Consider the following 13,070-nt stretch of genomic DNA (forward strand, 5'->3'; position numbering starts at 1 on the left):
CGGGAGGGGGCGTTTTCATTTCAGGACCGGTGCTGGCGACGGGATTTGAGGAAGAAAAGTGCCTGCTCTGCGGCTTCGCGCGTCATGTAACGCCGCCCGCCGGCCGTCGGGTTGATGTCGGCTGCCGCCGCCTCGGGATAGTCCGGAACCATCCGCTCGACCCGGTCGATGACCTTGTCCAGGCGATCCTCCACCTCCGGCAGGGAGACCGCCAAGTCGGCGGGGTCGCGATCGAGCACTGCTGCCAGATCGAAGAGGTCACGGACCTTGAACGAAGACGGCCGATAGAAGATCTTCTTGATCGCTATTTCCCACGGCGTCTCGATCAGGATTTCTTCGCCGCCGAACGTCCAGGGCCGTGTCGGGTTCTCTGTGCGGCGCCCGGCGACGATGAAGTCGATTTCGCCGCCATCCAGATTGAGTTTGAGGTAGTTGCCCGGATATTCGAAGCCACGTCCCGCCAGCAAGGCGCGGGTGGTCGCATTGCGCGCCGGGGTCAGGTCGCGTAGCACGTCCGAGTCACGGACGAAGATGTCGATGTCGTAGCTGACGCGGTGGTCATACTGCGCGGCGAGCGCTGTGCCGCCGCCGAAGCTCCAGCGCGGTTTGTCCGGGAGCGACCGTAGCAGACGGAGGGCGTCCGCGAGCAATGCAGGCCAGCGTGAGGGCGGCCATTTCTTCGATCCAGGGGTGGTTTCGTCCATTGGTCATCCCCCAAATTCGCGCCGCACGGTCCAGTTGATCGAAATCCACCACCCCGGCCAGCACCAGATCGTGCAGCGCCTCGATGGACACTTCGTCGAACAGGGCTTCGATATGCGGGCGCCAGCGGGGATCGGGGTGGTCGGCGCCGAGGCAGTCGAGCAGCGTCGCCTCGTCCATCGCGGCCGGACGGGGAGCGTTGATCGTTCCCAGCACGAAGTCAATGGCTCGCCTCGCCCGCTCCGACAGCGCCACATCCGACATTTCCGCCTCCGGTCTCCCGCCTCCAGTGTGGGGAGACGGGGGAGGAGGGTCAACAGCGGGAGAGGTCGCGAACGCCAAAGGGCTCCCCCGCCGGCCGGCAGGGAAGCCCTTTTGTGTCGCGCCCCGTCAGGCCGCACGGATGGTCGACAGGAAGCCGTTCACCGCGGTGCGCAGGCGGCCGGCGTCGCCGGCGAGTTGACCGGACACCGACAGGACGGTCTCGGCGGAATGGCCGGCCTCGACTGCGGCGCTGCGGACGTCGGCGATTGTCCTGGTCACCTCCTGGGTGCCGCTGGCGGCCTGCTGGACGTTGCGGGCGATCTCGGCGGTGGCGGAGCCCTGTTCCTCCACCGCGGCGGCGATGGCGGTCGAGATCTCGTCGATCTGGGCGATGATGCCGCCGATGCCCTTGATGGCGCTTGCGGTCTCGTCGGTGACCCGCTGCATGCCGGTGACGTGGCCGGCGATCTCCTCCGTCGCGCGGGCGGTCTGGCTGGCGAGGCTCTTCACCTCCTGCGCCACCACGGCGAAGCCCTTGCCCGCCTCTCCGGCGCGGGCGGCCTCGATGGTGGCGTTGAGGGCGAGAAGGTTGGTCTGGCTGGCGATGTCCTGGATCAGCTGCACCACCGTGCCGATCTTCTCCGCCGCCTCGGTCAGGCTGAGCACCTGCCCGTTGGCCTGCTGGGCCGCCTCCACCGCCTCGCGGGCGATCTGGGCGGAGCGGTTGACCCGCTCACCGATCTCCTGGATCGAGGAGGACAGCTGCTCGGTCGCGCTGGCGACGGTCTGCACGTTGCTGCTGGCATCCTGCGAGGCGTTGGCGACCACGCCGGCCTGCTGGCTGGTCTGGGTCGCGGTGGCGGTCATGGTCTGGGCGGTGCCGGTCATCGACTGGGCGGCGCGGTCGACGCCGTCCACCACATTCATCACCTGGGCTTCCAGAGTGTCAGCCAGCTGCAGCATGGCCTTGCGGCGTTCGGCGTCGGCCTTGGCCTGATCCTTGGCCCGCTGGTCGATCATCCGCTTCAGGTCGGCCAGCATCTTGCGCAGGGCGTCGGCAAGGGCGCCGACCTCGTCGGCCTGCCGGATATCCAGCGTCTGGTCGAAGCGGCCGGCGGCGATGCCCTCGGCGAAGCTGACGCTGGCGCGGATCGGCCGGGCGATGCCGCCGGCGACCACCCACATCACCGCGACCGCGCCAAGGGCGACCAGGGCGCCGACGGTCACCTGCCACAGGATGCTGGAGTTGGCCCGCTCGCCCAGTTCCGAGGCCAGGGCCATGCTGTCGGCCAGCACGATGTCCTTCGGCACCTGGACCAGCACGGCCCACGGCTTTTCGGTGTTGCCGAGCGTGATGGGAGCGAATGCACGCAGCATGTTGGTGGAGGCTTCGATGTCGACATGTGGCTTGCCGGCCTGGACACTGGTCAGATCGTTCTGCCACGAGGCATCGAAGGTGGAAATCGACTGGCCGATCAGGTCGGGCCGGGCGCTGTGGGCGACGATCAGGCCCATGTTGCTGATGATGACCACCTGGCTGCGTCCGTTGAAGACGGCGGCGCTGACCTTGGTCGACAGTTGCTGCACGAAATCGAGGTTGAAGTCGGCGCCGGCCACGCCGCGGAACTTGCCGCCGATGACCACAGGCACCGACAGGGTCGCCAGGAACACCTGCTTGCCCTGCACGATGTAGGGCAGGGGGTCGAGCACGCTTTCGCGTCCGTTCTCCTGCGGGCCGATGTACCAGCCGCCCTTCATCACGCCGTTGGGATGCCGGTCGCGGCTGTCATACTCGACCAACGACTGCATGGCGATGCGGCCGTTCTGGTCGCGGTTCCAATAGGGGATGAAACGGCCGGTGGCGTCGGTGCCGGCTTCGCGGCGGTTGCGGAACTCCTCGTCCCGGCCGTCGAGCGCGTCGGGCTCCCACGCCGAATAGGTGCCGTTGAACAGCGGGTTGTTTTTCAGAACCGACAGCAGAACGCCGTTGAAGGCCTCGCGCCGCTTTTCCGGCAGGACGTGGCCGGGCGCCCCGTCGTCGGCGAGGCTGGCGAAGCTGCTGGCCATCGTCCGCGCGGCGTTCAGCGCGGTGTCGAATTCCGACCGCAGCAGGCCGGCCTGGGTGGCCGCGAGATTCTGCAGGGATTCCGTCGTCTTGCTTTCGATGATCCGTTCGACGTTGCCGGTCACGAACTCGTTGCTGGAGCGCGTCGACAGGACGGCGAAGCCGACGAGCACGGCGACGGTGCCTGCCAGGCACAAGCCCGACAGCATCGCGATCTTCGATTGGATTGATCTTATTTGCATGGTGTTTCCCCAGCATGAATCACACGCTGAAGGCACTGTGGAATTCGCCCCTTAACGAATGGTGAAGCCTGGATAAGGGTTAGAATACGGCCTTTGATGCGAAAGTATTACGGTTGCGCGGCATTGCTTCACTATTTGCGAATGATTCTAACGTTCATGGGGAAATCCGGAAATGTATTTTCATTTTCCACAGACAGACAGATTGTTGCGAGGTTGCATTCAATGCGCGAAGGCTCCGCCGACATTTGCGACGGGGATCGGCGTGAATATCCCGGTATGCTAGGCTCGATTGTGGAGACCGGTCCCGATCAGCCCTTGCGCGCCCGAGGATGGGCGTTGCGGTACACGTTCATCAACTGCTCGTTCTCGACGTCCGTGTAACGCTGGGTTGTGGAGAGCGAGGCGTGGCCGAGCAGGTCCTGGATGGCGCGCAGGTCGCCGCCGTCCGCCAAAAGGTGGGTCGCGAAACTGTGTCGCAGGGCGTGCGGCGTCGCGCTGTCGGGCATGCCCATCAGGGCGCGCAGCTTCTGCATCTGATGCTGGGCGACGCTGGCGTTCAGCCGGCCGCCGCGGGTGCCGACGAACAGCGGGCCGTCCGGCGCCAGCGTGAAGGGGCACGACTCGATATAGGCGCGCACCGCCTCCGTCACCGCCGGCAGGACCGGGATCATGCGGTCCTTGCGCCCCTTGCCGGTGACGCGCAGCGTGTCGGTCAGCGGCGCGTCCTTTCGGGCCAGACCCAGCGCTTCGGAAATGCGCAGGCCGCAGCCGTAGAGCAGGGTGAACAGGGCGCGGTCGCGCTTGCCGATCCAGGGCTCGTCGCGATCGCGCTCGGCCTCCTCCAGCAGGCGGTCGGCATCGATCTCCGTCAGCGGGCGCGGGGCGGGGCGCTTGACCTTGGGCGTGGCGAGGGTGGCGACGGCGGGGTTGTGCAGCCGGCCGCTGCGGTCCATCCAGCGGAACAGGTTGCGCACCGCCGCCAGCTTGCGCGCCCGGCTGGCCCCGACCAGACCGTCCATCGCCAGCCGGGACATCCAGGCGCGGAAATCCGCCGCCTTCAGGTCGCCCAGGTCGTTCAGCGAGGGCGGCGATCCGCCGCGGAATTCGGTGAGGAAGCGCAGGAACTCCCCCACGTCGGCGGTATAGGCCGACAGGGTGTGGCGGGACACCGCCTTCTCGCTCTCCATCCAGCGCCGCCAGTGGGCCAGCACGTCCTGAACGTCGGGCTTGGCGGAAAACCCCAAACTTGGAGCAATGGGAACAGGTTCTGTCACGCCGGCAGCTCCAGCCAGCCGCGGATCACCCGTTCGATGACGCGGGCGAGGAAGCCGACCAGTTCGGTGCCCTGGCCGTTGTGGAAGGTGTCCGGCTCGCGGCTGCCGAAGGCGAGCAGGCCGTCGGGCGTCTCGCTGGAAACCTGGATGCGGATCAGCGCCTCCGACCGGACGAGGCCGGCGCCGGGGCCGTAGATCTCGGGATCACCCTGGATGTCGGTGTTCAGCACCACGTCGGCGCGGCCCAGCCGGTCGGCGATGGCGCCCGGCTCCACCACCCGCACGCCGGAGCGGTGGACGTGGGGAATGTCGCTGCCGTTGGATTCGATGACCAGACAGGCGACGTCGAGGTCGAGCAGGACCGCGAGGTCGGTGGTGATGGTCTGGATCAGCTGCTCGAAGCTCTGGGCGTCGAGCAGGAACAGGACCGCGGCGTGGATGCGGTTCTGGCTGTTCAGGTTGGCCCGGCTGGTGCCGATCAGCTCGCGCTGCTGGTCCTTGAGGGTGCGGACCTCGGCGCGCAGCCGGTCGACCATGAAGGCCTGGAGGTCCACCACCCCACGCCCGCGGTCGACCGACGGCGGGGTCAGGTGGTGGACCAGATCGGCGTTCTGGGCCAGGAAGTCCGGGTGGGTCCGCAGATAGGCGCGCACATCCTCCGAAGAGAGCGTCGACGCCTGGCGCGGGGGGTGGCCCGGTTCGCGGCCCCTGTCGGCCATGATCGCTCCGGCCCGCCTTACAGGATCGACTGGCCGGTCTTCTTCCAGTCATCGACGAACTGGGAGAGACCCTTGTCGGTCAGCGGGTGGTTGAACAGCTGCTTCAGCACCGACGCCGGCGCGGTCACGACATGGGCGCCCAGACGGGCGGCCTTGACGATGTGCATCGGGTTGCGGATCGAGGCGACCAGCACCTCGGTCTTGAAGGCGTCGTAATTGTTATAGATCTCGCAGATGTCCTTGATGATGCCCATACCATCCTGGCCGATGTCGTCCAGGCGGCCGACGAAGGGCGACACGAAGCTGGCGCCGGCCTTGGCCGCCAGGATCGCCTGGGCGGGGGAGAAGCACAGCGTGACGTTGACCATCGTGCCTTCGGACGAGATGATCTTGCAGACCTTCAGGCCGGCCGGGGTCAGCGGCACCTTCACCGCGACGCGGTGGGAGATCTTGGCGATCTTGTGGGCCTCGGCGAGCATGGTCTCGAAGTCGGTGGACGCCACCTCGGCGCTGACCGGACCGTTGACGACGTCGCAAATCTCGGCCACGAGGTCGAGGAATTGACGGCCGGACTTGGCGATCAGGGAGGGGTTGGTGGTAACACCGTCCAGCAGACCGGTATCGGCCAGATCGCGGATCTCGGCAATGTCGGCGGTGTCGACGAAGAACTTCATGACGAAGGGTCCATGCTTGCTGATGTTGACCGGAACCGGCCGCGCCGGAAAGCTGACCGACGCGCCGTCCCGCCCGGTGCCCGGGACATGAGGCCACTCTAGCCGATGCGTTCGACTTCCGCCAGTTCCGCCCCGGGCTTCCAGGGGGATCTTCTTGGGGACACGCCCGAAACGGGGCAGCCCGAAGGCGATTTGGTGCGTGAAACCACCGATTCCCCGGCGAAGCCGCAGCCTCGCGGGTCGGACCGCCGAGTCGCCGTCCTGCTGCCGCTGCCGCTGCGCGAGGCCTACGACTACCGCGTGCCGGACGGCATGGAGCTGGTCCCCGGCGATTTCGTCGAGGTGCCGCTGGGCCCGCGCCGGGTGGTCGGCGTCGTCTGGGGCCGCGGTGCGGGGACGCTGGAGTCCGGCCGGCTGAAGCCGGTGGTGCGGCGGTTCGACGTGCCGCCGATGACCGAGGTCGGCCGCCGCTTCGTCGAATGGGTCGCCGCCTACACCATGACGCCGCCGGGCTTCGTCCTGCGCATGGCGGTCAGCGTGCCGGCGGCGCTGGAGCCGCCCAAGCCGATGCTGGCCTATCTGCGCAAGCAGGGGGCGGAGCCGCCCCCCGGCTTCAAGATGACCGACCCGCGCAAGCGCATCCTGGCGCTGCTGGAAGATGGGCCTCCCCGTACCCCGGCGGAGCTGGCGGAGGAGGCCGGCTGCGGCGTGACGGTGGTGCGCGGGCTGGCCGAGGCCGGGCTGCTGGAGCCGGTGATGCTGCAGCCGACCCGGCTCGGCCGGCCCGACTGGCGCCGGCCCGGACCCAGCCTGTCGGCCGACCAGCGGGCGGCGGCCGACGATCTGCGCGCGCGGGTGGCATCCGGCAGCTATTCCACCGTGCTGCTCGACGGCGTCACCGGGTCGGGCAAGACGGAGGTTTATTACGAGGCGATCTCGGCGGCGCTGGAACAGGGCAAACAGGCGCTGGTGCTGCTGCCGGAGATCGCACTGTCGGCACAGTGGCTCGACCGCTTCGCCCGCCGCTTCGGCGCGCCTCCGGCGGAATGGCATTCGGAGCTGACCGGGGGGCAGCGCCGCGACACCTGGCGAGCGGTGTCCAAGGGCGAGGTGCCGGTGGTGGTGGGCGCGCGCTCGGCGCTGTTCCTGCCCTACCCGGATCTGGGTGTCATCATCGTCGATGAGGAACACGACTCCGCCTACAAGCAGGAGGAGGGGGCGATCTACCACGCCCGCGACATGGCGGTGGCGCGGGCGCATCTGGGCGGCTTGCCCATCGTGCTGGTCTCCGCCACGCCGTCGCTGGAGACCAAGGTGAATGCCGACAGCCACCGCTATGCGCGCATCGAGCTGCCGGCCCGCCATGGCGGTGCGGTGCTGCCCGACGTCGAGCTGATTGACCTGCGGCGCGACCGCCCTCCCGCCCGGCACTGGCTGGCGCCCAGCCTGCGCAAGGCGCTGAACGACACGCTGGCGGCGGGCGAGCAGGCGATGCTGTTCCTGAACCGCCGCGGCTATGCCCCGCTGACCCTGTGCCGCGCCTGCGGCCACCGCATGCAATGCCCGAACTGCACGGCGTGGCTGGTCGAACACCGGCTCGCCCGCAAGCTGCAATGCCACCATTGCGGCCTGCAGCAGCCCTTGCCCCACGCCTGCCCGGAATGCGGGGAGGAGGGGACGATGGCCGCCTGCGGTCCCGGCGTGGAACGCATCGCCGAGGAGGTGGCGGAGCTGTTCCCCGACGCCCGCGCCGCCATCATGGCGTCCGACACCCTGCACGGCCCGCGCGCCATCCAGGAGATGGTGGAGAGCATCGGCCGGCACGAGCTGGACATCATCATCGGCACCCAGGTGATGGCCAAGGGCCACCATTTTCCGATGCTGACGCTGGTGGGGGTGGTCGATGCCGACCTGGGGCTGAACGGCGGCGACCTGCGGGCGGCGGAGCGCACCTATCAGCTTCTGCATCAGGTTGCCGGGCGCGCCGGGCGCGGCGAGCGGCCGGGGCGGGTGATGCTGCAGACCTTCATGCCCGAACATCCGGTGATGCAGGCGCTGGCCGCCGGCGACCGCGACGGCTTCTATCAGCTGGAGGCCGAGATGCGGCTGGAAGCCGGCATGCCGCCCTTCGGCCGGCTGGCGGCGCTGATCGTGTCCGGCGAGGATCCGACGCTGGTGGAGCGGGTGGCGATGGCGCTGGGCCGGGCCGCACCGCGCAGCGACTCGGTCCATATCTTGGGGCCGGCCCCGGCGCCGCTGGCCCTGCTGCGCGGACGGCACCGCCGCCGCCTGCTGCTGAAGGCGCCGCGCAGCACCCAGGTGCAGCCGCTGATCGCGGAGTGGCTGGACAGGGTGGAGATCCCGCCGGCCATCCGGGTGCAGATCGATGTCGACCCCTATAGCTTCCTTTAAGGGGCGTTAGCGTCGGCAGGGCAGGCTGCGGCGAATTGACACGATCCGGTCGCGGCAGGGGTTCGACATGGCACCTGTGACGTTTGGTCCATTGCGCGGCGTGGAGCATGGTATTACCACGGTCGGGATGGTTCCGAATCCAAACTTCCTTCCCGGACCCAAACGTCACAGGCACAGGTTCAGGCTGATGGTCGGCATGATCTCCAAGCTTCGTCTGCGCGTTCAGCGGCAAACCCTGCTGACCGTGCTGCCGGTTCTTCTGCTGCTGGTGGTCATCGCCTTCGCCGCCGGCGCCCCGGCCCGCACCCGCGGCACCGATGCCGAAGCGCTGACCATGATCGACCGCGCCGAGCAGCTGCTGGAGCGGATCGGTCCGGACGCGGCGGCCGAAGCCTTTGTCGCCCATGATAGCGCTTTCACCGACCGCGACCTCTATCCGATGCTGCTGGACGACACCGGCGTGATGGTCGCCCATGGCTGGACCGCGACGCTGAACGGGTCGAACCTGAAGGAGCTGCGCGACGTCGACGGCAAGCCCTTCATCCGCGAGGCGCTGGACGGGGTGGCGCGCGCCGGCCGCACCGACGTCACCTATCAATGGATCGACCCGCTTACGGGCCAAGTCGCGCGCAAGACGATGCACGCCCGCCGTCTGGTTCTGAACGGCAAGCCCTACATGCTGGCGGTCGGCGTCTATCGTTGAGGCTTTTATGAAACTGCTGCGGCGGGATGCCGCAGGTCGCTTTTTTACATGGTGAAAATTGCAGCGGCCAAATCCACGGGGCCAATTCCGAGGAAGGTCAGGGCGACCGCGGCCGGCGCGGGCGCCAGATCGACAGGCATTCGGCGGCGTTGTCACCGGCCCCGATGCCGTACCAGCCCGAGCGGTCGTGGAAGGACAGGCTGTAGCGGCCCTTGGCGTCGCGTTCGAAGCGGAAGACCGGGCGGTCGACCTCCGGCAGCAGCACCAGAAGCCGGTCGTGGGTGCGCCCCGACTCGCGCAGCACGCCGACCCAATGCCCGTCGCGAATCTTCGGTTCGGCCACGGCGGCGAAGGCGTCCAGATCGTCCGGGGTAAAGCGGGCGCGGCTGAACTGGATGACGTTGGGCGCGCGCTCCTCCAGCCGGGAGCCGGCGCCGGCGTCGGTGTCCGCAGGGGTGTCGGTCGTCGGCAGGATGGTCATGGCGGATAAGGCCTCTGGTCTCTCGGGACCGGCTGCGGCGGGGCAAAACGACAGGAATCCCAAGGTCGGATCGGCCGCCCGCACGGTTCCGGCCGACCGTGGATCAGATTGGTTAACCTTGAATTAAACCGGGAATAGGGCCACATCGAAGTCACAGCCGGTATGACCAGTCGAGCGTTGCCCGAGTCCTCGGCGAACGCAGTTGCGACCAATGATTCCGCAGTTGCTCAAAACGCCGCAGCCAAATTGTCCAGACCCCGTTGCGTGGTGGCGATTCCTGTGATATTGGACCGCTCGCTTTCGCGGCCGGGGTGTTTGTGCCTCGGGTTGACACCCTATAAGGCCGCCGAATTCACCGTCTACCGAACTCAATTCGAGGGATCAGGTGGCATCCGAAGGAACAGGCGTATCCGAACTCGCCGCGCGTTACTCCACCGCGCTGTTCGAGCTTGCGGACGAAAATCAGGCGTTGGACACGGTCGCGAGCGATCTGGCCACGCTGAAGCAGATCCTGGCCGAGAGCGCTGACCTCCGTCGCCTCGTCCGCAGCCCCGTCATCAGCCGCGCCGATCAGGGCAAGGCCATGGCCGCTGTCCTGGACAGCGCCGGCGTGTCCGATCTGACCAAGCGCTTCATCGGGCTGGTGGCGGCCAACCGCCGCCTGTTCTCGATCGACGGGATGATCGAAGGCTTCCTGGCCGAGCTGGCCCGGCGCCGCGGCGAGGTCACGGCGCAGGTCACGACGGCCCAGCCGCTGAACGACGCCCAGCGCGACGCCGTCATCGACGCGCTCAAGGCGTCCATCGGTTCCAAGGTGTTGGTGAACACCTCCGTCGATCCGGAGCTGATCGGCGGCATGATCGTTAAGTTCGGCTCGCGCATGGTCGATACCTCGGTGCGCACGAAGCTGAACAAATTGCAACTCGCCATGAAGGCCTCAGGGGGATCAGTCTGATGGATATCCGCGCCGCAGAAATCTCTGCGATCCTCAAGCAGCAGATCGCGAATTTCGGGACCGAGGCGGATGTCGCCGAGGTTGGTCAGGTCCTGTCGGTGGGTGACGGCGTCGCCCGCGTGCACGGCCTGGACAACGTCCGCGCCGGCGAAATGGTCGAGTTCCCGGGTGGCCTGCAGGGCATGGCGCTGAACCTCGAGACCGACAATGTCGGTATCGTGATCTTCGGCGACGACCGCGGCATCAAGGAAGGCGACACCGTCAAGCGCACCGGCACCATCGTCGACGTTCCGGTCGGCCGTGGCCTGCTGGGCCGCGTGGTCGACGGCCTCGGCAACCCGATCGACGGCAAGGGTCCGCTGGTCGACGTCGAGCGCAAGCGCGTCGAGGTGAAGGCCCCCGGCATCATCCCGCGCAAGTCGGTGCACGAGCCGATGCAGACCGGCCTGAAGGCCGTCGACAGCCTGGTTCCGATCGGGCGCGGCCAGCGCGAGCTGATCATCGGTGACCGTCAGACCGGCAAGACCGCCGTCGTCATCGACACCTTCCTGAACCAGAAGCCGATCAACCAGGGCGACGACGAGAGCAAGAAGCTCTACTGCATCTACGTCGCCGTCGGCCAGAAGCGCTCCACCGTCGCCCAGATCGTCAAGACCCTGGAAGACGCCGGCGCCATGGAATACTCCATCGTCGTCGCCGCCACCGCGTCGGAGCCGGCTCCGCTGCAGTTCCTGGCGCCGTACACCGGCTGCACGATGGGCGAGTATTTCCGCGACAACGGCATGCACGCCCTGATCGTGTACGACGATCTGTCCAAGCAGGCCGTCGCCTACCGCCAGATGTCGCTGCTGCTCCGCCGTCCGCCGGGCCGCGAAGCCTATCCGGGCGACGTGTTCTACCTCCACAGCCGCCTGCTGGAGCGCGCCGCCAAGATGGGCGACGCCCATGGCAACGGCTCGCTGACCGCCCTGCCGGTCATCGAGACCCAGGCCGGCGACGTGTCCGCCTACATCCCGACCAACGTGATCTCGATCACCGACGGTCAGATCTTCCTGGAAACCGGCCTGTTCTATAAGGGCATCCGTCCCGCCATCAACGTCGGTCTGTCGGTGAGCCGCGTCGGCTCCGCCGCCCAGATCAAGGCGATGAAGCAGGTCGCCGGCACCATCAAGATGGAACTCGCGCAGTACCGCGAGATGGCCGCCTTCGCCCAGTTCGCCTCGGATCTCGACGCCTCGACCCAGCGCCTGCTGGCCCGCGGCGCCCGTCTGACCGAGCTGCTGAAGCAGGGCCAGTTCCAGCCGCTGCCCGTCGAAGAGCAGGTCGTGTCGATCTTCGCCGGCGTGAAGGGCTACCTGGACGCCATCCGCGTCGAGGACGTGAACCGCTTCGAGGCCAAGTTCCTGTCGGAAATCCGCGCCAAGGGCGCCGATATCCTGGCGGCGATCCGCACCGACAAGCAGATCACCTCGGCGACCGAAGAGAAGCTGAAGGCGTTCCTCGACGGCTTCGCCAAGGTCTTCGCCTGACCGACCGCGCGCGGGGGCGGGAAACCGCCCCCCACCGTCTTGTAGAGACGGGCACGGAACGACCTCGAGCGGAATTGAAGGGCCGGCATGCCTAACCTCAAGGACCTAAAGAACCGGATCGCGAGCGTCCAGTCGACGCGCAAGATCACCTCGGCCATGAAGATGGTCGCGGCTTCCAAGCTGCGCCGCGCTCAGGAGCAGGCGGAAGCCAGCGGTCCCTACGCGGAGCGTATGGGCCGCATGCTGTCCTCCCTGGCCGCCAACGTGCAGGACAGCGGCAACGGCCCGAAGCTGATGACCGGAACGGGCGCCGATCAGGTGCATCTGCTGGTCGTCATCAGCTCCGACCGCGGTCTGTGCGGCGCCTTCAACGGCTCCATCGTCCGCGAGGCCAAGCGCCAGATCGTCCGCCTGCAGGGCGAGGGCAAGACCGTGAAGCTGCTGACCGTCGGCCGCAAGGGCCGCGACCAGCTGAAGCGCGAGTTCGCCTCCCTGATCGTCGAGAGCTATGAGGATGTCGGCCGCCGCCGGCTCGGCTTCAGCGACGCCGACATGGTGGCGACGAAGGTGCTGTCGATGTTCGACGCCGGCGAGTTCGACGTCTGCTCGGTCATCTTCAACAAGTTCAAGTCGGCGATCTCGCAGGTCGTCACGGTTCAGCAGCTCATCCCCTTCGCCGTCGCCACCGAGGCCGCCGAGGCCGCCGGCGCGGAAGCCAAGGCGATGTACGAGTTCGAGCCGGACGAGGAGCAGATCCTCGCCGAACTGCTGCCGCGCAACCTGTCCATCCAGATCTACCGCGCCCTCCTGGAGAGCGCCGCGTCCGAGCAGGGCGCCCGGATGACCGCGATGGACAATGCGACGCGCAACGCCGGCGACATGATCAACAAGCTGACGATCACCTACAACCGGACGCGCCAAGCCTACATCACCAAGGAGCTGATCGAGATCATCTCCGGTGCCGAGGCCCTGTAACGGCCGCATCCGACACGTAGCGTCCAGCCTATTTGCGCCGGCGACGGCATACCGACACTTACCGAGTTCCTAGGG

Annotated in this window: 12 protein-coding genes; 5 read left to right on the forward strand and 7 right to left on the reverse strand. The window is 67.5% G+C overall.

Features of this window, described 5'->3' with window-relative positions; all coding sequences use genetic code 11:
• Positions 1-20: 20 nt before the first annotated feature.
• From TSH20_RS17570 to fsa, 6 genes are all read right to left on the reverse strand, one after another.
• Complete coding sequence (locus TSH20_RS17570) at positions 21-650, reverse strand: nucleotidyl transferase AbiEii/AbiGii toxin family protein (RefSeq protein ID WP_247871620.1); 630 nt, start codon at positions 648-650, stop codon at positions 21-23.
• Positions 559-966, reverse strand: coding sequence for a hypothetical protein (locus TSH20_RS35710; RefSeq protein ID WP_247871617.1), 408 nt, complete (start codon positions 964-966; stop codon positions 559-561). The genes TSH20_RS17570 and TSH20_RS35710 overlap by 92 nt, the downstream gene beginning before the upstream one ends.
• A 126-nt stretch (positions 967-1,092) precedes the next feature.
• Positions 1,093-3,273, reverse strand: coding sequence for a methyl-accepting chemotaxis protein (locus tag TSH20_RS17575; RefSeq protein WP_109075921.1), 2,181 nt, complete (start codon positions 3,271-3,273; stop codon positions 1,093-1,095).
• A 308-nt stretch (positions 3,274-3,581) separates the two neighbouring features.
• A complete protein-coding gene (locus TSH20_RS17580) occupies positions 3,582-4,547 on the reverse strand; it encodes a tyrosine recombinase XerC (RefSeq protein WP_109075922.1) in 966 nt (321 codons plus the stop codon).
• Positions 4,544-5,266, reverse strand: coding sequence for a DUF484 family protein (locus TSH20_RS17585; protein ID WP_109075923.1), 723 nt, complete (start codon positions 5,264-5,266; stop codon positions 4,544-4,546). The genes TSH20_RS17580 and TSH20_RS17585 overlap by 4 nt, the downstream gene beginning before the upstream one ends.
• 17 nt (positions 5,267-5,283) lie before the next feature.
• A complete protein-coding gene (fsa, locus tag TSH20_RS17590) occupies positions 5,284-5,940 on the reverse strand; it encodes a fructose-6-phosphate aldolase (protein ID WP_085090287.1) in 657 nt (218 codons plus the stop codon).
• Positions 5,941-6,135: 195 nt separating this feature from the next.
• Between fsa and TSH20_RS17595 the strand changes: the two genes are divergently transcribed.
• Together TSH20_RS17595 and TSH20_RS17600 are read left to right on the forward strand one after the other, a co-directional pair.
• Positions 6,136-8,352, forward strand: coding sequence for a primosomal protein N' (locus TSH20_RS17595; RefSeq protein ID WP_109075957.1), 2,217 nt, complete (start codon positions 6,136-6,138; stop codon positions 8,350-8,352).
• 187 nt (positions 8,353-8,539) lie between these two features.
• Positions 8,540-9,055, forward strand: coding sequence for a cache domain-containing protein (locus TSH20_RS17600; RefSeq protein WP_109075924.1), 516 nt, complete (start codon positions 8,540-8,542; stop codon positions 9,053-9,055).
• Positions 9,056-9,152: 97 nt separating this feature from the next.
• Here TSH20_RS17600 and TSH20_RS17605 read toward each other — a convergent pair whose 3' ends face one another.
• Complete coding sequence (locus TSH20_RS17605) at positions 9,153-9,536, reverse strand: hypothetical protein (RefSeq protein WP_109075925.1); 384 nt, start codon at positions 9,534-9,536, stop codon at positions 9,153-9,155.
• Between the two features lie 385 nt (positions 9,537-9,921).
• Here TSH20_RS17605 and TSH20_RS17610 point away from each other — a divergent pair, with 385 nt between their 5' ends.
• From TSH20_RS17610 to TSH20_RS17620, 3 genes are all read left to right on the forward strand, one after another.
• Entirely contained in the window at positions 9,922-10,491 is a 570-nt protein-coding gene (locus TSH20_RS17610) for a F0F1 ATP synthase subunit delta (protein WP_109075926.1), read from the forward strand.
• Positions 10,491-12,020 (forward strand): F0F1 ATP synthase subunit alpha, encoded by a 1,530-nt coding sequence (gene atpA / locus TSH20_RS17615; RefSeq protein WP_109075927.1) that lies wholly within the window; start codon positions 10,491-10,493, stop codon positions 12,018-12,020. Before TSH20_RS17610 ends, atpA begins: the two co-directional genes overlap by 1 nt.
• Positions 12,021-12,107: 87 nt before the next feature.
• Positions 12,108-12,995 carry a F0F1 ATP synthase subunit gamma gene (locus tag TSH20_RS17620; protein WP_109075928.1) on the forward strand — a complete coding sequence of 296 codons (888 nt, stop codon included), beginning with the start codon at positions 12,108-12,110 and terminating at the stop codon, positions 12,993-12,995.
• Positions 12,996-13,070: the final 75 nt, after the last annotated feature.

The organism is Azospirillum sp. TSH20 (genome assembly GCF_003115935.1).
GTDB lineage: Bacteria > Pseudomonadota > Alphaproteobacteria > Azospirillales > Azospirillaceae > Azospirillum.

Excerpts from the sequence above, each read along its gene's own strand:
- TSH20_RS17600 (WP_109075924.1), top strand. The coding sequence starts at position 8,540 with ATGGTCGGCATGATCTCCAAGCTTCGTCTGCGCGTTCAGCGGCAAACC.
- TSH20_RS17605 (WP_109075925.1), bottom strand. The coding sequence starts at position 9,536 with ATGACCATCCTGCCGACGACCGACACCCCTGCGGACACCGACGCCGGC.
- fsa (WP_085090287.1), bottom strand. The coding sequence starts at position 5,940 with ATGAAGTTCTTCGTCGACACCGCCGACATTGCCGAGATCCGCGATCTG.
- TSH20_RS35710 (WP_247871617.1), bottom strand. The coding sequence starts at position 966 with ATGTCGGATGTGGCGCTGTCGGAGCGGGCGAGGCGAGCCATTGACTTC.
- TSH20_RS17575 (WP_109075921.1), bottom strand. The coding sequence starts at position 3,273 with ATGCAAATAAGATCAATCCAATCGAAGATCGCGATGCTGTCGGGCTTG.
- TSH20_RS17620 (WP_109075928.1), top strand. The coding sequence starts at position 12,108 with ATGCCTAACCTCAAGGACCTAAAGAACCGGATCGCGAGCGTCCAGTCG.
- atpA (WP_109075927.1), top strand. The coding sequence starts at position 10,491 with ATGGATATCCGCGCCGCAGAAATCTCTGCGATCCTCAAGCAGCAGATC.
- TSH20_RS17585 (WP_109075923.1), bottom strand. The coding sequence starts at position 5,266 with ATGGCCGACAGGGGCCGCGAACCGGGCCACCCCCCGCGCCAGGCGTCG.